General features: G+C 66.3%; 17 protein-coding genes. 6 read left to right on the top strand and 11 right to left on the bottom strand.

The features are described 5' to 3' along the window. Positions 1–238 precede the first annotated feature (238 nt). Positions 239–709 (top strand): SRPBCC family protein, encoded by a 471-nt coding sequence (locus ACIBCN_RS29515; RefSeq protein ID WP_396994961.1) that lies wholly within the window; start codon positions 239–241, stop codon positions 707–709. 10 nt (positions 710–719) lie between these two features. After that, entirely contained in the window at positions 720–1,292 is a 573-nt protein-coding gene (locus ACIBCN_RS29510) for a ribonuclease H (RefSeq protein WP_396994959.1), read from the top strand. 78 nt (positions 1,293–1,370) lie between these two features. Here the strand turns inward: ACIBCN_RS29510 and ACIBCN_RS29505 are convergent, their stop codons facing one another. From ACIBCN_RS29505 to ACIBCN_RS29465, 9 genes are all read right to left on the bottom strand, one after another. Then, complete coding sequence (locus ACIBCN_RS29505; RefSeq protein WP_396994958.1) at positions 1,371–2,228, bottom strand: hypothetical protein; 858 nt, start codon at positions 2,226–2,228, stop codon at positions 1,371–1,373. A gap of 132 nt (positions 2,229–2,360) precedes the next feature. After that, entirely contained in the window at positions 2,361–3,533 is a 1,173-nt protein-coding gene (locus ACIBCN_RS29500) for an MlaD family protein (protein WP_396994957.1), read from the bottom strand. After that, positions 3,530–4,627: an MCE family protein gene (locus ACIBCN_RS29495; RefSeq protein ID WP_396994956.1), complete on the bottom strand. Its 1,098-nt coding sequence runs from the start codon at positions 4,625–4,627 to the stop codon at positions 3,530–3,532. The genes ACIBCN_RS29500 and ACIBCN_RS29495 overlap by 4 nt, the downstream gene beginning before the upstream one ends. An 8-nt stretch (positions 4,628–4,635) precedes the next feature. Continuing rightward, complete coding sequence (locus tag ACIBCN_RS29490; protein ID WP_396994955.1) at positions 4,636–5,745, bottom strand: MCE family protein; 1,110 nt, start codon at positions 5,743–5,745, stop codon at positions 4,636–4,638. Beyond that, complete coding sequence (locus ACIBCN_RS29485) at positions 5,742–6,740, bottom strand: MCE family protein (RefSeq protein WP_396994954.1); 999 nt, start codon at positions 6,738–6,740, stop codon at positions 5,742–5,744. Before ACIBCN_RS29485 ends, ACIBCN_RS29490 begins: the two co-directional genes overlap by 4 nt. Beyond that, the gene (locus ACIBCN_RS29480) at positions 6,740–7,783 is read right to left on the bottom strand and encodes an MCE family protein (RefSeq protein WP_396994952.1); all 1,044 of its coding nucleotides are present in this window, start codon (positions 7,781–7,783) and stop codon (positions 6,740–6,742) included. Before ACIBCN_RS29480 ends, ACIBCN_RS29485 begins: the two co-directional genes overlap by 1 nt. Continuing rightward, positions 7,780–9,276: an MlaD family protein gene (locus ACIBCN_RS29475; RefSeq protein ID WP_396994951.1), complete on the bottom strand. Its 1,497-nt coding sequence runs from the start codon at positions 9,274–9,276 to the stop codon at positions 7,780–7,782. The genes ACIBCN_RS29480 and ACIBCN_RS29475 overlap by 4 nt, the downstream gene beginning before the upstream one ends. Positions 9,277–9,282: 6 nt before the next feature. Continuing rightward, the gene (locus ACIBCN_RS29470; protein ID WP_396994950.1) at positions 9,283–10,146 is read right to left on the bottom strand and encodes an ABC transporter permease; all 864 of its coding nucleotides are present in this window, start codon (positions 10,144–10,146) and stop codon (positions 9,283–9,285) included. Then, positions 10,147–10,965, bottom strand: a complete 819-nt coding sequence (locus ACIBCN_RS29465) for an MlaE family ABC transporter permease (protein ID WP_396994948.1) — start codon at positions 10,963–10,965, stop codon at positions 10,147–10,149. Between the two features lie 563 nt (positions 10,966–11,528). Between ACIBCN_RS29465 and ACIBCN_RS29460 the strand changes: the two genes are divergently transcribed. Continuing rightward, positions 11,529–12,197 (top strand): S1 family peptidase, encoded by a 669-nt coding sequence (locus ACIBCN_RS29460; protein ID WP_396994947.1) that lies wholly within the window; start codon positions 11,529–11,531, stop codon positions 12,195–12,197. Between the two features lie 76 nt (positions 12,198–12,273). On the opposite strand, the gene ACIBCN_RS29455 is transcribed toward ACIBCN_RS29460, so the two are convergent. After that, positions 12,274–13,734 (bottom strand): MFS transporter, encoded by a 1,461-nt coding sequence (locus ACIBCN_RS29455; protein ID WP_396994946.1) that lies wholly within the window; start codon positions 13,732–13,734, stop codon positions 12,274–12,276. A 61-nt stretch (positions 13,735–13,795) separates the two neighbouring features. Continuing rightward, positions 13,796–14,416: a hypothetical protein gene (locus tag ACIBCN_RS29450; protein WP_396994945.1), complete on the bottom strand. Its 621-nt coding sequence runs from the start codon at positions 14,414–14,416 to the stop codon at positions 13,796–13,798. A 195-nt stretch (positions 14,417–14,611) separates the two neighbouring features. Here ACIBCN_RS29450 and ACIBCN_RS29445 point away from each other — a divergent pair, with 195 nt between their 5' ends. The 3 genes from ACIBCN_RS29445 to ACIBCN_RS29435 all read left to right on the top strand — a co-directional run bounded on the left by ACIBCN_RS29445 (position 14,612) and on the right by ACIBCN_RS29435 (position 17,938). Then, a complete protein-coding gene (locus ACIBCN_RS29445; RefSeq protein WP_396994944.1) occupies positions 14,612–15,151 on the top strand; it encodes a DUF6764 family protein in 540 nt (179 codons plus the stop codon). An 84-nt stretch (positions 15,152–15,235) separates the two neighbouring features. Beyond that, positions 15,236–16,504 (top strand): serine hydrolase domain-containing protein, encoded by a 1,269-nt coding sequence (locus ACIBCN_RS29440; RefSeq protein ID WP_396995173.1) that lies wholly within the window; start codon positions 15,236–15,238, stop codon positions 16,502–16,504. A gap of 48 nt (positions 16,505–16,552) precedes the next feature. Further along, positions 16,553–17,938, top strand: coding sequence for a cytochrome P450 (locus ACIBCN_RS29435; protein ID WP_396994943.1), 1,386 nt, complete (start codon positions 16,553–16,555; stop codon positions 17,936–17,938). Positions 17,939–18,214 lie beyond the last annotated feature (276 nt).

Genomic DNA, 18,214 nt, shown 5'->3' with positions numbered 1-18,214 from the left:
GAACCAGACCGACCGGTTCAATATAGCTACTGACCAGCGATAATTGGCCAAGCAACCACTCGGTAGCGATGTGGAAAACCGGGACACCAAAACCGCCCAACCCCTGCAATAAAGAGGAGAGCTGTAGTACTTTTAACGCCAGTCGTGGAACCCAGCGGCGTGAGCCACAGGCCCGGAGGAGGCAGCTCGCGTAACCACGGAGGGACGGCGAAGGCCGCCAATCGAGCAGGGAGGGCCTATGGGCCACATCAAGTACGCGAGTGACGTCGGGGCGCCGGTCGAGGTGGCCTTCACCTACACGGACAACCATCTGTTCGTACCGGACTGGATGTTCGCGGTCGCCGCCTTCGAGCCGGCCGGCGAACTCGACTCCGGCATCGGCGCCCGCTTCACGACCACCGCGCGGCTGGTGTTCTGGCGGCCGACGATGACATGCGAGGTCACCGAATATCGTCGCAACGTGGTGATCGGGTATACGCTGCGTGGGCGTTTGTCCGGGACCCTGACGCTGCGCTTCGATCCGCTCGGATACGGGCGGTCGGTGCTGACGTCCGAGGCGGAGTACAGCCCCCCGCGTGGCTTGCTGGGGCGCCTCTGTGTCGGTCTGGTGGATTCCGCCGTGAAATCGGCGCTCCGCCGCACCGAGTCCCAATTGCGAAGGGAGATAGAAGAATTCCACGGTACCGATCTTGTCGGTCGGATTGCGTAGGGTGCCAGCCATGATCATCGTGAGCACCGACGGATCCTGCCTCCGCAATCCCGGTGGCGCCATCGGCTGGGCTTGGGTCAATCATCAGGGCTCCTCGTCGAGCGGCGGCGGGCCGACGGGCACCAATCAGGTCGCGGAGCTACGCGCGGTACTGGAGGCGATTCTCGCCCATTCCGGCGCCGAACCCCTACTGATCGAAAGCGATTCGCTCTACGCGATCAAGTGCGCGTCGGAATGGATCTCCAGTTGGCGGGTCAACGGCTGGCGCACCTCCACCGGCGGCGCCGTCAAGAACGTCGAGCTCATCCGGCAGATCGACAAAGCGATCGCCAGCAGGCCGGGCCCGGTCCGGTTCCGTTGGGTCCGTGGACATGTCGGCAACTACTTCAACGAGCAGGCCGACGCGCTTGCCGGTGAAGCGGCTCGGAAGGCGGCCGTCTCGGCGGCCGTCGCCGAGGCGAACACCGCGGAAATTCTCGCGGTGACTGTGGAAGAAACGCCGGCGGCGCCGGAAGCGCCGATCGACAAGGCCGCGGGGAAGGCGGCCGCGCCGTCGGCGCCGCAGACTCTGACGCTGTTCTGAACCGTCAGCGCGGACAACGACTGCCCGAATGACCTCCGGCGGTGGTGGCTCGGCCCACCGCCGGAGGCGCTCGGATAGCTAGTTGCCCGGCTGCGGGCCGGGCGCGGGCTGCCCGCCCGGCGCGGGTGCCCCACCGGGAGCAGGTGTTCCACCGGGCCCGGGAGCACCCGGGGCGGGAGCCGGAGCGCCGGGCAGGCCGGTACCAGTGCCCTTGAGCATCGGCGAATCGAGCTTCTCGACCAGCCACTTATCGCCGGACTTGGTGAGCTGCGCGACGAAAACGACGTACTGCCGCTCCGGCGTCGTCTGGGTGAAGTTGGTCCGGTACTGGGTGAGGGTGACCAGCACCTTCGCCTCGGTCTTGTCACCGGACTGGTAACCGCACTGCACGTCGTCGGTCCAGGACTTCACCTGAGCCTTCACCATGGCATCCTGCAGCGCCTTGGTCGCGTCGTCGAACTCCTTCAGGAATTCGCCGCTGGCCCCGGACTTCACCTTGGTGAAGTAGTCGTCGAGGTTCTTCGTGTAGTCGTAGTCGGAGACGTCCTTGGCGAAGACGCATCCGGCCTGTGTCGAATCCCGGATCGCGTCGAGCTTGTCGCCGCGGTCCTTGCCCTGCAGGAAGAACACCACCACCGCGGTGATCGCGGCCACCGCGAGCACGCCGGCCACGAACGCGGCGATCAGCGGCACCGAGGTGGACCGACCCGGGGTGGCCGGGCTGCTGCCCGCACCCTTACCGAGATCGGTCTTCGGCGCTGCCTCATCGACCTTGTCGGTCGCTACGGTGTCGGCCGACGGCTCGGAATCTGGCTTCGACAGTTCGGGCTTCGCCGCGGTCGCGTCCTCGGACTTCCCGGCCGCGCCACTCTCGGGCACCGAGGTGTCCGCGGCGGCCTCGGCGTCTTTATTGGTGTCGGCGTCATCGGTGGACATCGATACAAACCTGCACTTTCCCGGCGCGCGGGCGCACCGATCGACTGACGGGCCCGCATCTCGGGCGAACCGTACGCGTTGTCTCGGCGAGTATGCCCGGACCCACGGTTTCGCCGCGGGACCGGGTGCGACTCACCGCACCGGGGGCAGGGTCCGCTCGTTCGGATCCACACCCGGCGGCATTTGCGCGCCGTTGTTCGGCACATCGGGGCGCGGCGCGTTGGCCGCGCCACGGATTTCCATGCCAGGAGGCGTGTTCTCGCAGTAGTTCCACTTGGGAACCGTGCCGTCCTGGACGACTTCATTGCGGACATGCGGCGTGTTGTAGGTGCAGAACGGCCGCGGCCAGATATCGAGGATGGCGTGGAATTCGCCGTCGTGCGCGGGCACGCCGAGCGCCTCAGCACCGAGCGCGAGCGACGGGAATAGCGCGCGCAACGCGGGCAGGCGCAGCTGCGCGGCCTTGGTCATCGCCGCGAAGTTGGTGGCCAGGCTGGTGATCGGATCACTGGTCTTGTCCAGCACCGCGCCGAGGCTGCTCAGCTGTCCGGGCGCCTTGTCGAGGATGCCTTGCAGTTCGGTGTTGGCGTTGTTGAACTGTTCGAACAGCGCACCGGAATTGCGGGTCAGCGTGCCGAGGTCGGGCTGGGCGTTAGAGGTCGTGTTCGCGACGGTGCGCAGGTTGGCGATCAGGTTGGCGGTCTGCGGCAGCAGATTGTCGAACCCGGCCATGGCCAGACTGATGCCGTTGATCATGCCGCGCAACTGATCTGGGCCGCCGCTGAGCGCGGTATCGAGTTCGCGCAGGATGACGCTGAACTTGTCCGGATCGACCTGCGCGATGAGCGCGCTGGCGTTTTCGAAGACCGACCAGATCGGGGTCGGCGTCTTGATCTTCGCCGCGTCGTACTTGATCACCGCGCCGTCGCCGAGAAACGGCGCCTGCTCGCTGGCCGGGCGGAAGTCGATGTACTGCTCGCCCGCGCCGGAGAGGGCCTGCACCGAGATCTCGGTGTCGACCGGGATCTTGTACTTGCTTTCGATCTCGGCCGCCGCGGCGATGGCCTGCCCGCGATCGGTCAGCTTGATCGAGGTCACCTTGCCGACCCGGTAGCCGCGCAGGGTCACATCGTTGCCCGGCTGCAGCCCGCCCGAGCGGTCCAGGTTCACCGTGACGGTGTAACTGGACTTCAACGGGTTCACCCGCATGACGCTGATCATCAAGTAGGTGGCACCGATCAGGAACACCAGCACCAAGCCGATGCTGGACAGCACCAGCTTGTGCTGCATCAGTTTCGCCATCATCGGTGGCCCCCCTGCACTCGGTTCTGCACGATCTGCAGCACCTGGATCAAGCTGCCTGCGAGATCCTGGATGTCGCGCAGGTCCTGGAATCCGCCGTGCTGCGGATCGGTCAGCGCGCTGAGGTCGAGGTTGGTCGCGGTGGCGTAGATGGCGAAGCTGCTGCCGCGGAAGGTGTTGTCCAACTTGGGCCGGAGCACCCGGAATTGATCGAGCAGGATGCCGAGGTTGTCGCCGGTATTGGCCAACGCGTCCATCAACTTGTGGGTGTTGTCGAGCAGGCTGCCCAGCTGCTGGCCGGAGGTGTCGGCGTAGTCACCGAGCGCGGCGCTGGTGGTGGACACCTTGGTCAGCAGATCGCCGATGGCCCGGTTGTTTTCGGCGATGGCGCCGATCATCTGCGGCAGCGTGTCGGCCACCTGGCCGAGCTCGCCGCGCCGGGCCTCGATGGTGTTCGCCAATGCGCTGAACTCGTTCAGTACGCCATCGACCTTCGCGCTGTTGTCGTTCAAACTGCCGACCACACCGGTCATTTCGGTGATCAGGTGGGACAGCTGACCGCCGCGACCACCGACGATGGAGTCCAGCTCCGAGGTCAGCTTGCTCAGACTGGCGACACCACCGCCGTTGAACAACAGGGAGATCGAGATCAGCAGCTGCTCTACGGTCGCGCCCGCCGAGGTCTTGTCCAAGCCGAGAGTGTCGCCGTTGTGCAGCATTTCGGCGCCCGACCCAGCCTTGGCCTTGGCCTTGGACACCGCGACGAACACGTCACCGAGCGGCGTGGCCTGGCGCAACTCCGCGGTGCTGTCCTTGGGCAGCTCGATGTCCTTGCTGATGGTCAGGTCGACAACGGCCTGGAAGTTCTTGGTCTTGATGTTGGAGACCACCCCCACATCGGAACCGCCGATCTTCACCTTCGCCTGGTCCGGCAGGTTCAGCGCGTTCTCGAAAACCGCGTGCACGGTGTAGGTTTCGCCGGAAACACCGGGCTTGGGCAGCGGGAGTTTCTCCACCGTGAGACCGCAGCCCGAGGTGATGCCGACGCCCGCCACCGCCGCGACGGCCACGAGCGCGCGGCGTGCCTTGATCGTCATTCGGTACGTCATTTCGTCAGTCCGAGCAGCGCTGCGGTGAGACCGTAGTCGGGTCCGAAGTCGTGCATGTTTCCGGTGCGGCAACCGTCCGCCTTCATCTGGATGCGCTCGCAGAACAGACTCACCAGTTCGCCACTCAGCGTGGTGCCGATGATCGCGTTCAGCCGGACGTAGCCGTGCTCGCGGTTCACGATCTTGTCGATGTTCTGGAACACCATCGGCGCCACGTCGACGATTTCGGTGAGGCCGTACGCGTTGTCGCGCAGCTGCTGGGTGACGTTGGTCAAGCCGGCCAGGCTGCTCGCGAGCTGGTCCTGATGCTGCGCGAGGGTGCTGCTGGTGTTGGCCAGGAAGTCGTTGATCTGATTCAGCGTCGCCTGCAGGCCGGGGGCCTGATCGGCGAGCAGGCCGGTCATCTGGGTCATCCGGTTGCTGAAGTCGCGCACCGACTGGTCGTTGTCGGCCAGCATCGTGGTCAGCTCGTTGAGCTTGACGATGATGTTGGAGACCGCGTCCTTGTTGTCCACGCCGACCTTCAGCGCGCCGGACAGCGCGTTGAGCGTGTCCCGCATCTTCTCGCCGTTGCCGTTCATCATCGGGTACAGCACCCGGCCGGAGAGCGGGCCGATGCCTTCGCTGCCCGGTTCCGGCTTGAGCGCGGCGGAGAACTGATCGATGGTCTTGATCATCGTGTCGAGTTCGACCGGCGTCTTGGTCTTGGCCAGCGGCAGGTGCGCGCCGTCGGCCAGGGTGTCGCCCTTGGTATAGACGGGGGTGAGCTCGACGTGCCGGTCGGTGACGATGGACGGCGAGATGATCGCGGCCATCGCGTCTTTCGGGATCTTCACGTCGTTGTTGATCGACATGTGCACCTCGATGAAGGTGCTCTTCGGCACGATCTTGTCGACCTTGCCGACGTCGAGGCCGAGCACGGTGATCGGGTTGCCCTCGTAGATGCCCGCGATGTTCTCGAAGTCCGCGGTGATCTGCATCGTCTGGCCGAGCGCGTTGTTCACCGAACTCGGCACCAGCGAGCAACTGCCGACGGCCAGTGCCGCGGCGCTGACCGCGAGCATTTTGGCGATGGTCCGTACCTTGACGGCCTTGGGGAAGGTCATCCCTGGCACCCCTCTATAACTTGAGCGAAGCACAGCCAGTTGTCCGGGAAGATCCATGGCAGCCCGACGCTGCCGTATGGTCCGTTGCCGCCCCAGGAATTCGCCAGGTAGCGCACCGTCGGCGGCATCAGCGACAGCAGTCGATCCAGGTTGTCCTTGTTCTTCTGCAAGCCCTCGGACATCGTGTTCAGCTGCTCGATGGTCGGGCCGAGCTGGTTGTCGTTCTGGGCGCCGATCTCTTGCAGTTGCTTGGTCAGCGACGCGACGTTGTCGAGTAGCTGGCGCAGCAGACCCTGACGTTCCATCACCCGGTTCGCGATGGCCTCACCCTGGGTGATCACCAACAGCACGCTGTTGCGGTTGTCGCCGAGGATCTGGGTGACCCGGTTCAGGTCCTTCAGCAGGCTGTCGACCTCGCCCTTGCGGCTATCCATCACCTTGGCCAAAGCGCCGACGCTGTCCAGCGCCTGCGCCATCAGCTGGGGGGAATCGCCCATCTGCTGGTTGATCAGATTCAGCGAGTCCGACAGCTTCTTGGTGTCGAGTGCCTCGAACTTCGGCGTGCCCTCCTGCACCACGTCGGCCAGGTTGTACGGAACCGCGGTGTTGGACACCGGGATTCGGCCGCCCTTGAGGCCCGAGCCGTCGCCGGGATCGAGATCGACGTACCTGGCGCCGAGCAGGGTGGCCATCTTGATCGAGGCGTGCGCGTCGGGGCCGAGCTTCACGCCGTTGTTGACGCTCAGCGTCAGCAGCACGTGGTCGCCCTCGAGCTTCGCGCCGTCGACGCGGCCGCTGGTCACCCCCGCGACGTTCACCCGGTCGCCGACCTTGATCCCGGCGGCCTGCACGAACTCGGCCTTGACCGTCTGCTCGCCGACGCCGATCAGCTTGACCAGGCCGGACGCGAGCAGCAGCACCACGATGAGCGCACCGCCGAGAATGCCGAGCCAGAAGTACCGGTTGGCGGCGAACCTTGCTTTCATCTTCGTCATCACGGGCGGCACACCGCCGAGTGCGAAGTGCCGCCGATCTGCGAGAACAGCCCGCGCGGGAACAGCACCCCGTAGAGCGAGATGTCCAAGCCACAGACATAGGCGTTGGCGTAGCCACCCTCCGAGGTGTGCCTGCCCGCGGCCGACAGCAGATTCGGCAGGTCGATCGCGGCCTGATCCAGCTTGGCACCATTGGCCAGCAGCAGGGTCAGCGCGGCGCTCGTCGAGTTCTGGGCGGTCTGCAGCTTCGGCTGGATCTGACCGACCATGTCGACCAGCGAACTGGTCGCGTTGGCGATCTGCACCGTCGAGGTCTGCAGCGACTGGCCCTGCTCGTACAACCCGCCGATCAAGGCCCGGGTCTGGGTCACCAGGGTCTCCAATTCATCACCTCGTTTGGCCAACCCCGCCATCACACCGGAGAGGTTGGAGATCACATCGGTCAGGATCGCGTCGCGGCGCTGGAAGTCGGTGGCCAGCTGGGCGGCCTGAACGATGAACGCGCTCAACGAGACTCCGTCACCCTGCAACGCTTGGATGAAGGTCTCGGACAGGCGGTTCACCTGCTCGGGCTGCAATGCCTGGAACAGCGGCTGAAAACCGTTGAGCAGGCCCGAAACGTCGAACGACGGCTCGGTCCGGTCCAGCGGGATCGACGCGTTGTTCTTCAGCTGCGCCGGGCTCGAAGACTTGCCCGGGGCCAAGGCCACATACCGCTGGCCGATCAGATTCTGGTAGCGGACAAGGGCTTTGGTGTCGTCGTAGAGCGTTTGATCCCGCTGCACGACGAAGGTCACCTTGGCCACTTGCTTTTTCGACTTGGCGTCGCGGTTCAGCTCGATCTTGTCGATCTTGCCGACCCGCACGCCCGCCATGCGGACGTCGTCGCCTTCGTGCAGGCCGAGCACATCGGAGAAGGTCGCCGAATACGTGTTCGTATCGCCATTGACGATGCGCGCCAGCGTATTCCACACGACGATCGTGACGAGAATCGAAACGATCGCGAAAATACCGAACCCGATCAGCGGTTTGCGAATACTCATCGGCCTACCCGGTTGTCGGCCACGTGCATGGTCCCGCCCTTCAAAATCGAGCTCAGCAGCAGATATTCGGCGATGGTCGGCTTGCGGCCGAGCAATGCCGTGATCGCCGCGTCACCCTGGTAGGAGATCTCGCTGGCCGACGGTGTGCCTGCCGGTGCGGCAGCCGGTGCCACCGGTCCCGGGGCCGGGGCGGGCGCCGGGGCAGGCGGCTGACCAAGGCCGGGCAGCATCGGGAACAGACCCTCGAGCGGGGTGCCCGCGAACGGCCGTGGCGCACTCGGCACCGTGGCGTCGGCGGGCCGCGAGTCCGGCATGGTGACGCCGGGTATCGCGGGCAGTCCCGGCATCGGCACCACCGGCGGCAGGCCTGCCGCCGAGTCGAGCGCCCTCGGCTTCAAGTTGTCCGGCAGCGGCGGCAGCTCGTTCACCGCGGGCGCGGTGGCACAGCTCGGTCCGGCCAGTTCGCCGTAGCGCGGGCAGTCGGCCACCGTGTACGGCTTGTACGGGGTGAGCGTGATGCCCGCGTCCCACCGCTGCTGATGCTGCGGGCCCCAGGTGAAGGTGGAGTCCATCCTGCGGGTCGTTTCGCTGAGGTTCAGGATCGTCTGGGTGATCGCGTTGGGATCCGCAGCCACCGCGCCGAACATGTCGCTGGTGCCCGCGGTCACCTGCTTGCCGACGTCGCCGTTGCGGGCGAACAGATCGTTCACCGTGTCCATCGTGCTGCTCGTCCCGGTGATCAGCGCGACGAGCTCGCCGCGCCGATCGGCGATGGTCCGCGCGGTCTGCACCGAGGTGCCGAGCACGTCGAGCAGTTCCGGCGAGGACTCGTTCAGCGCGTGGAACGAACTGGAGAAATCGCCGAGCATCACGCCGAGGTTCGGGATCGCGTCGTCGACCGATTGCAGCCAGTGGTCGAACCGCTCGACGGTCGAGCCCGGCATCCGGCCGCTGCCGTCGAGCGCCTGGGACAGCGTGCCGAGTACCCGGCCGAACTGCACCGGGTCGATCCGGTCGAGGATGTTGCGCACCGTGGTGAGCGTGTCCTGCAGCGCGAGCGTGCCCTTGCTGCGGTCTTCCTCGATGATCGAGCCCTCGTGCAGGTACTGGTCCGCCGGTCCGTTGAAGACCAGCTCGACCGAGGTGACGGCGAACAGGTTGCTCGGCACCACCCGGGCGGTGACGTTGGCGGGCACGCCCTTGGCGAACTCCGGCTTCACCTCGATCTGCACCTTCTGCAGCTCGCCCTTGGCCGCGACCTCGACCTGCTTGACGGCGCCGACCAGCACGCCGCGGAACTTGACGTCGGCCTGCGAGGGCAACCCGTCACCGGTGGTGGTGAGGTTCGCCGTGACGTTCACCTTGTCGACGAAGTACCCCTGGTAGCGCAGCGTCAGGAGGCCGAGCACCAGCGCGAGCACGATCAGGCCTGCCAGGCCCGCGACAAGCAGCTGACGCATTGTGGGACCACGCCCACTGGGATCGATGATCATCTGGTGCTACCCCGAGATCCTGATGCCGGGGTTGATGCCCCAGATCGCCAAAGTCATGAACAGGTTCGCGAAGACGACCGCGATGATGCACACCTTGATCGCCCGGCCGGCCGCGACGCCGACGCCTTCCGGTCCGCCGGAGGCGAAGAAGCCGTAGTAGCACTGGATGAACGTGGTGATCGCGACGAACAGGATCGCCTTGACCAGCGAGTAGATCACGTCCGTCGGCACCAGGAATTGGTAGAAGTAGTGCTGGTAGGTGCCGCTGGCGGTGCCGCCGATCAGCTGCACGGTCAGCGAGCAGGAGAGGTAGGCCATGGCCAGGCCGAGGCAGTACAGCGGGATGATGGCGACCATCGCCGCGAACATCCTGGTACTGATCAGGTAGGGCAGCGGCCGGATCGCGATGGACTCCAGCGCGTCGATCTCCTCCGAGATGCGCATGGCGCCGAGTTGCGCGGTGAACCGGCAGCCCGCCTGCGCGGCGAAGGCGATGGTGGCGAGCAGCGGCCCGAGCTCACGCGTGGTGGCGAAGGCGGAGATGGCGCCGGTGATCGGGCTCAGGCCCAACAGGTTCAGCGAGTTGTAGCCCTGGATGCCGACGGTCATGCCGCCGAACGCGCTGAGGATGACCACGACGCCGATGGTGCCGCCGCCGACGACCAGATTCCCGTTGCCCCAGGAGACGTCGGAGAGCAGCCGCCACACTTCCTTGGGATAGTGCTTGAGCGCCAACGGGATCGAGCCGATCGAGCGCAGCAGGAAGAACACCTGATGGCCGAGCTTGGCGAGCAGATCGACCGGCGCGTTCGCGGATTTGCGAAGCTGCTGGAACGGCCGCAGCAGCGGGGGAACATATGTCGACGACACTCAGACCACCTGTGACGGGAACAGTGCGTTGTACACCTGCGTGATGACGAGATTCACGCCGAACAGCATGATGGCGGAACTCACCACCGCGGAATTCACCGCGTTGGCCACGCCGCCGGGGCCACCGCGCGCGTTCAATCCGTTGTCGCACGCGATGATTGCGGCGAGTAGCCCGAAAATCAACGATTTGACAAGCGCGACAAAGAGATCGGTAGTAACCGCGAACGACGAGAACGTGCCGATGTAGGAACCCGGCGTTCCGTTCTGCGCGAAAATGTTGAAGATGTAACCGGTCAAGAATCCGACAAAAACGACGAAGCCACAGAGCAGCACACTGACCAGCATCGCCGCGCCGAGCCGGGGAGCGACCAGCCTGCGCATCGGATCGACACCCATCACCTTCATGGCGTCGATCTCTTCCCGGATGGTGCGCGAGCCGAGGTCGGCGCAGACCGCCGAGCCGACGGCGCCGGCGATCATCAGCGAGGTGACGAGGGGAGCGCCCTGCTGAATGATGCCGAGGCCGTTTGCCGCGCCGATGAACGAGGTGGCACCCACCTGGCCTGCGATCGAGCCGACCTGGATGGAGACGATGACGCCGATCGGGATGGCGACCAACAGCGTGGGCGCGGCCGAGACACTGGCCATGAACGCGCACTGACGGACGAACTCGTTGAAGGGGAAACGGCGGCGGAAGATGGCGATGAACAACTCGGCGACCGCGGCGATCCCCATGGTGATCTGGCGACCGAAGGTCTCCAGCGAAGCCTTCGGATGGTCCGTCCAGTAACCCTTGGTCCAATCGACCGCATCACTCATCCGTGATCCTGTTGGAGGACTCTTGGTCGACTGCACTGGCTAACCCCTCTCGACGCCGGTTGGCTGCCCCGACGACTTGTTTGCTTGACGCACCTTACTACGTAGTAAGCCAGAACACACCACCCTCCTGTGATTGCAGTCATAGACCTCGGTCACTGTGGTCTAAACGCTATGACGCAGGCCACCGGCATTGGGTCAGCGCCCAAAAAAGTGGGCGGTTCTTCTGGAACAAGTTACAGGTCAACCAGGCGAATCTGCCGCCCAGACATGATCATCACACTAATTTATTCGGATAGAGTTCATTCAAAATCGCATTTGTTTCCGGAACCGAACAGAACGGGCTGTACTACTGTGCGAGTACAAACTCGAACGGACTATCCTTCTTTTTCATAGCCTGTCGCTATTATTACAAATAAGAGACATAAAGTGCTTATGTCTAAAAATGGGGTTAAGGCTCGCCCGTCGCGGGGACACCCCGTAGTAGAAGACGCGCCCGGGCCCGAATACTGACACGATGGGTGCGACAGATTGATATCGTGCGGACTTCCGACGTCTGGAGGGACATGTTCAGCAAACTCGCCAAGGTGGCCACGGCCGCCTTCGCCGTAGCCCTCGGTGCGGCGCTACTCGGGACGGGGGCCGCTCAGGCCGAGCCCGGCCCGCCGGCCGTGGGCGGAGGTTCCGGCATCATCATCGATAACCAATTCGAATGCACCGTCACCACCGTCGGCCACGACAACGCGGGTCGGCTCGTCGGCCTGACGGCAGGCCACTGCGGCGATCCCGGTGCCGAGGTATTCGCCGAGAGCAACCGCGGCGCCGGCGTGATCGGCCGGTTCGTCTACTCCAACCATGATCTGGATTACGCCGTGATCCAGTTCGAGCCGGGCAAGGTCGTCCCGGTGAACCGGGTCGGCAATGTCACCATCACCGGGCTCGGCGCACCCGCGGCGTTCCCGAACATCGTGTGCAAGGAAGGCCGCACCACCGGCAACACCTGCGGCATCAGCTGGGGTGACGTCTTCGGGTCGAACATGGAGACCTGGAGCCAGATGTGCGTGGTGGAAGGCGATTCCGGCGCGCCGGTGGTCATCGGCTCCACCCTCGTCGGCATGGTGAACGCCTACCTCGCCATGGCCTGCTTCGGCCCGGAGGTCGGCACCAACATGAGCACGATCATGGATGACATCAACGCCCGTGGCGGCGTTGGCGCAGGTTATATACCTATCTAAACGTCCCTGCCAGACCTGAGAAGTGGGGGGGGGGCCCCCCGGGGGGGGCCCCGGGGGGCCCCCCCCCCACTTCTCGTTATCGCGCTGACTTCTCGGTCCGGACCGGGGCGATCGCGGGTCCGGATACCGCGCACTGCGGCATGCAATCGACGCTGTCCAAGGTGGCGGGTCGGCGAGGCGGCCGGAGCAGCGCGGCCGCGAGTACCGCACCGGCGAGCAGCAGGCCGACACAGATCCACATGGCGGTACCGAAGCCGTGATTGAAGGCGACCGGATCGCCGAGGGCACTGGAGATTCCGGCCAGGCCGGGCAGCGCGGCGACGGCGAGCAGTTGCGCGGTCCGCGCGACGGCGTTGTTCACCCCGGAGGCGATGCCCGCCTCGCTGGCCGGCACCGCGCCGAGCACGGCCCCGGTCAGCGGGGCGACCAGCGCCGCGAGGCCGAAGCCGAAGACCAGCACGCCGGGCAGCACATCGGTGAAATACGCGGTGTCCGGCCCGATCCGCAGCAACAACACCAGACCACCCGCGGCGAGCAGCGGGCCGATCGTCAGCGGAATGCGCGGGCCGTGCTGCTGCGCCCAGCGTCCGGCGGGCGCCGAGAGCACCAGCATGATCAGCGTGATGGGGACCGTCGCCACGCCCGACATCAGTGGCGAATATCCGGCCACCAGCTGCAATTCCAAGATCAGCAGGAAGAAGACGCCGCCGAGCGCGGCGTAGACCGCAAGGGTGACCAGGTTGGCCGCGGTGAACACGCGCGAGGCGAACAGCAGCGGGGGGACGAGTGGATGATCGCTGCGCATCTCGATCACCACGAACGCGGCGAGCAGCAGTACCCCCGCCACGATCAGCAGCGGCATGGTCTCGATCAGGCCGAAGGTCAGCGCGCCGAGCGCGAGCGCGACCACCACCGCGCCTGGCACGTCCAGCCGCGCCTTGGCATTCGGATCATGGCTCTCCGGCACGTGTTTCAGCGCGACGAGCACCACGACGAGGGTGAGCGGCACATTGATGAAGAAGATGGAGCGCCAGCCGGCCAGCTCGATCAGCCAACCGCCGAGGAACGGCCCGAACGCGCCAGCCACCCCGCCGAAGCCCGACCACAGGCCGATCGCCGCGCCCTGATCACGTCGATCGATGGAGGAGGAGATCAGCGCGAGGCTGCCCGGCGTCAGCATGGCACCCGCGACGCCCTGCAGAATGCGTGCGAACACCAGCATCTCGATGTTCATCGCGGCGCCGCACAGCACCGAGGCCACCGCGAAACCGATGGTGCCCCAGACGAACACCTTGCGCCTGCCGAGGCGGTCGCCGAGCGAGCCGCCGAGCAGGATGAACGAGGCCAGCGTCAGCGTGTACCCGTTCAACGTCCACTGCAGGCCGGCCACGTCGGTGTTCAGCGATTCCCCGATGCGCGGCAGCGCGATGTTCACGACGGTGGCGTCGAGCGAGGCCACCGACGAGCCGAGGATGGTGGCCAGCAGAATCCAGCGGCCGGTGGCCGATTTCAGCCGGGGAAGATCAGTCGTGCTCACCGACCCAACTTAGCCGTCCGGTGTCGGGTTTCCCGGCAGTTCACGCTGGGCGCAAACGGTGTCAGATCTCCTGGACGCAGACGACGAAGTGGCGCTGTTCGTAGACGTACCCGGTGCCGCTGCCGCAGACGTTCACGTCGTCGGCGCCTTCCACCCGCTTGACCACCTTGACGCCCTTGACCGGCGACGCTCCGGTGCAGTCGACCCGCTTGGGGTCGTCCCCGCCGACGTCCATGCAGCCGCCGACCACCCAGTCGATGTCCAGGCAGTACGCGCCCTGCTCGATCCCGTTGAGGGTCTCGGCGTAGTAGTTGTCGGCGTCGCCGACGCACTGGGTGCTCTTCGGCGCCTTGCCGATCACCTTGTAGTTGGCCGCGCGGCTACCACAGGATGCCTTCGCGATGGTGGCGTTCGAGGTGGAGCCGCCGAGGGTGACGCAATCGCCCTCGTTGGCCTGGAAGTCGGTGTTGCCGCCCTTGCTGGTCGGCGTCGGCTTGCCGGTGGTCGGCCGGCCCGCGGACGGCTTCGGCGTGCTGGTGATCGAGACGGCGTTGATGGTGCCGTTGTCCACCGCGGGCTGCGCGTGACCGCTGACCGTCGAACTACAGCCGACCAGTGTCAGCGCGGCCGCCGCGACGAATGACGCGAACGCGACACGACCCCAGGCCAGTTGACCAGACACGAAACAGTCCTCCCGAGCTGTCACGCTCCGAACTCACGCCCCCGTAAGAATCCGAAGTAAACAAAATAAAGCTGTGCTTGAAATACACGCCATGCATACACCATGGAACGCGCACACGTCGACTCGACCGTGGAATCGAGGTTCCAGCAACCGATCTGAGTACAGTGGGTTTTCAGAGTTGGAGAGGAGGTGCCGGTGAAGCTGATCAGCGTGATCGTCTGCTCGGCCGCCGCGGTGGTCACCTCTCTGGCGCTGCCGGGTCTGGCCTCAGCTACCGATGTGCATTGCACTTCGGAAAACGGGACGGACATCACAGTCATCGAGGGGCGCACGGCCTGCCGTGCCGCCACCGACCTGCTCGGACAGGCGAAATCCGTGGGCATCGACGGTGTCGGCTACGCGAACGCCACCACGGGAGCCACGGCGGTCGGCGTCGGCGTCCGCGGCGGCGTGGGCGCCAGCAGTGGCGCGGGCGGGATGCCGATCGCGATCGGTATCGGCCAGGACGCGATCGCCTCGAGTTCCATTGACAGCGATGAGGTTTCGGCGAGTCCCGGAGTGCCGATCGTCGCGATCTCGGTCGCGCTTGACGGGTCACGGGCCGGCGCGCAGAGCGCCGATCATGCCGTGGTGTGCCTGGGTGGCGGGGCTTTCGCCTGGAATTCGCGGACCGGCGACACCTGCCTCAGCACGCCCTTCGGCCGCTGGCAGACCCCGGCGCACCAGCTACCCTGAGGGACGCACCCGCAACCGGTGGTGCGGCCTCGCGCATTGGCGCTCGCAAGCGCTCCGAGGAGGTGAGACCTCATGGTTTCGGCAATGGCAGCGGGCGGCTTCGACGCCGCCGACTCGGCGAACGGCAAGCTCGCCGCGCCCAAAGAGATGCAGGTCGACCCGCGGTTCATCCGCCTGGCCGACCAATTCTTCGGCATGTTCAGCCAGTCGAGCCGCGGCGGCGGAGCCCTGGCCGTCTATCTCGACGGCAAGCCCGTGGTGGACATCTGGGGCGGCTGGGCCGGTAAGGATCGGCGCTGGAACGGCGACACCGTCGCGCTGACCTTCTCCACCGGCAAGGGCGTCGCCTCCACCGTGGTGCACCGGCTGGCCGAACGCGGACTGATCGACTACGCCGCGCCGGTCGCCCGCTACTGGCCCGAATTCGCCGCGCACGGCAAGGACGACATCACCGTGCGCGATGTGCTCTCGCACCGGGCCGGGCTGCATCGGGTTCGTGGCCTCGTCCCCGGTAGGGAGGGGATCCTCGACTACGACGCGGTCATTCAAGCCCTGGCCGATAGCCCGCCGGATCCGCGCCGGATCCGCACCTCGGGTTATCACGCGATCACCTTCGGCTGGCTGGTCGCCGAGATCGTGCAACGTGTCACCGGTGATCCGTTCACCGACGTGGTGCGCAGAGAGATAGCCGAGCCGCTCGGCCTCGACGAATTCTGGTTCCGGGTACCGGAATCGGAGCGCTATCGGATCGCCAAGATCTTCCCGCACCTGAGCCCGCCGGGGATTCGCTGGAACACCGCCTCGTCGGTGCTGTCCTGGGTGCGCCCGATTCGCGGGCTGGCCGAGGCAGGTATGCCGGAGAGCTTCGACGAACTGGTCCGCGACCCACGGGTACACGACGCGGTGATGCCCGGCTGGAACGGCGTCTTCTCGGCGCGCGCGCTGGCCAGGATGTACGGGGCGCTGGCCAACGAGGGCCGGGTTTACGTGCCGCGACGCGGCGAGACCGTGCAATTCCTGCGGCCGGAGACGATCGAGACCATCAACCAGGTGCAGCCCGCCGAGAGCCGCGACTACGTGCTCGGGTTGCCGCTGCGGTTCACCCTCGGATACCACCGGCCGGTGCTGATGTCCAAGCAGCAGCCGCGAAAGGCGTTCGGGCACTACGGCGTCGGCGGGTCGGGCGCCTACGCCGATCCGGAGCTCGGCATGTCGATCGCCTTCGTCACCAACCGGCTCGGCAACGCGGTGACCGCGCTCGGCGACGCCCGGCTGGCTCGGTTGGCGGCGACCGCGCGCAATACCGTGCGCAGGGCCAAACCGACGGTCGTCGTCGACGAGGCCGATTCCTAGACCGCGTCGAACCCACGGACCGGTGAGTTCGTACCTATAGATATGGACGTGGGCACCGCCGAGCCGGGTACCGATGCGCCGCGGGCACCGCGGCTGATCGTGCTGCACGCGCTGGCCGCCGGCCTCGACTTCGAGCGGTACTTCCGCTGGCGCCGGGCGCGCGAGGGCGATCCGTTCCTCGTGCGCTTTCCCGGCTTCGGGTCAGGTCTGTTCACCGGCACGGCCGCGGGCGCGCGCGAGCTGTTCCGCGCGCCGGCCGACGCGCTCGAACCGCCGCGGCCGAATCCGATCGAGCCGCTGGTCGGCACGGCGTCGTTGATCCTCGCCTCGGGTGAGCGGCATCGTCGCGATCGGGCGCTGCTGGCACCGGCCTTCCATGGTGCGCGGATCCGGGCGTACGGGGAGATCATCCGGGATTCGGTGCTCCAGGAGATAGCGGGAGGCAACGGCCAGGCGTGGCGGCCCGGCGCGCGGATCGATGCGCGGGCGGCGTCGCGGGCGATCACGCTGCGGGTGATCCTGGAGGCGGTGTTCGGCGTGGACAGCCACCAGCGCCGGGCCGAATACACCAGGGCGGTAGGCGAATTCCTCGCCGCGTTCTCCGGGCCGCTGATGCTGGTGCCACTGCTGCGGCACCGGCTGTTCGGGCAGGCGCCGTGGGATCGGTTCGTCGCGGCCCGCGAGCGGCTGGACCGGTTGATCCGCGACGACATCGCGCACCGGCGGACGGTCACCGGGCGCCCGGCCACCGACATCCTCGGCATGCTGCTGAGCACGCGCTACGACGACGGCACCGCGCCCACCGACGACGACCTGTGCGAGCAACTGCGCACGCTGCTGGTCGCCGGGCACGAGACCACCGCGACCACCCTGGTCTGGGCGCTGTTCCACCTGCACCGCGAGCCGGCCAGCCTGGCCCGGCTGCGCGCGGAGTTGCGCGCGGCCGGACCCGACGTTGGCCCGGTCGAGCTGGCGAGACTGCCCTATCTGGACGCGGTGTGCCAGGAGACGCTGCGTCTGCACCCGGCGGTGCCCATCGTGGTGCGCAGGCTGACCGCGCCGTTCACGCTGCGCGGGGTGGCCTTGGCGGCCGGGGACACGATGGGGGTCGCGGTGCCGTTGCTGCACTCGGATCCGCGGGTGTGGTCGGACGCGGAGCGATTTCAGCCGGAGCGATTCCTCGAGCGCAAGTACGGGCCGTTCGAGTTCGCGCCGTTCGGCGGCGGGCATCGGCGCTGCGTCGGGGCCGCGCTCGCGGACTACGAACTGCGAATCGCGTTGGCTACCATCGTGTGCCGAGTACGGCTGCGACTTGCCCCTCGGTACGCGACCGGCCGCGCGCCAATGTCGGTGCCGCACAACATAGCAACCGGTCCGCATCGCCCGATTCTGTTCGACATCGAGAGTGATTTACATCACGAAGACGTTTGTTAACACCGGCAAGGCGACCTACCTGCGGCATCGACCGACACACCGGACTCGCCGACGTGACCGGTACCTTTCACGGAAGCGGCCGACCACCGATGGGTTATGTGACGGCTACCACACCGGACGGTATGAACGAATCATTATGAAACGCAACTGGCTTCGAGCCGCACCCGGACGGTAGGAAGGAGGTCGGGTCGGGCCGTCAATACCCGTGGGGTGAGCTTTGCCCGCTCCACGCCGATGAGAGATCTCGTGCCACGCGTGCGCCTGCGCGGGTGCGGC

It is taken from the genome of Nocardia sp. NPDC051052 (genome assembly GCF_044456045.1).
In the GTDB taxonomy this organism is placed as follows: Bacteria; Actinomycetota; Actinomycetes; order Mycobacteriales; family Mycobacteriaceae; genus Nocardia.
Note: the sequence above shows the minus strand (reverse complement) of the source record. Positions and strands in the feature narration are given on the sequence as shown.

Coding starts and splice junctions, on each gene's coding strand:
- ACIBCN_RS29510 (WP_396994959.1), top strand. CDS start 720: ATGATCATCGTGAGCACCGACGGATCCTGCCTCCGCAATCCCGGTGGC.
- ACIBCN_RS29515 (WP_396994961.1), top strand. CDS start 239: ATGGGCCACATCAAGTACGCGAGTGACGTCGGGGCGCCGGTCGAGGTG.
- ACIBCN_RS29440 (WP_396995173.1), top strand. CDS start 15,236: ATGGCAGCGGGCGGCTTCGACGCCGCCGACTCGGCGAACGGCAAGCTC.
- ACIBCN_RS29485 (WP_396994954.1), bottom strand. CDS start 6,740: ATGACGAAGATGAAAGCAAGGTTCGCCGCCAACCGGTACTTCTGGCTC.
- ACIBCN_RS29475 (WP_396994951.1), bottom strand. CDS start 9,276: ATGATCATCGATCCCAGTGGGCGTGGTCCCACAATGCGTCAGCTGCTT.
- ACIBCN_RS29495 (WP_396994956.1), bottom strand. CDS start 4,627: ATGACGATCAAGGCACGCCGCGCGCTCGTGGCCGTCGCGGCGGTGGCG.
- ACIBCN_RS29505 (WP_396994958.1), bottom strand. CDS start 2,228: ATGTCCACCGATGACGCCGACACCAATAAAGACGCCGAGGCCGCCGCG.
- ACIBCN_RS29460 (WP_396994947.1), top strand. CDS start 11,529: ATGTTCAGCAAACTCGCCAAGGTGGCCACGGCCGCCTTCGCCGTAGCC.
- ACIBCN_RS29480 (WP_396994952.1), bottom strand. CDS start 7,783: ATGAGTATTCGCAAACCGCTGATCGGGTTCGGTATTTTCGCGATCGTT.
- ACIBCN_RS29500 (WP_396994957.1), bottom strand. CDS start 3,533: ATGATGGCGAAACTGATGCAGCACAAGCTGGTGCTGTCCAGCATCGGC.
- ACIBCN_RS29490 (WP_396994955.1), bottom strand. CDS start 5,745: ATGACCTTCCCCAAGGCCGTCAAGGTACGGACCATCGCCAAAATGCTC.
- ACIBCN_RS29465 (WP_396994948.1), bottom strand. CDS start 10,965: ATGAGTGATGCGGTCGATTGGACCAAGGGTTACTGGACGGACCATCCG.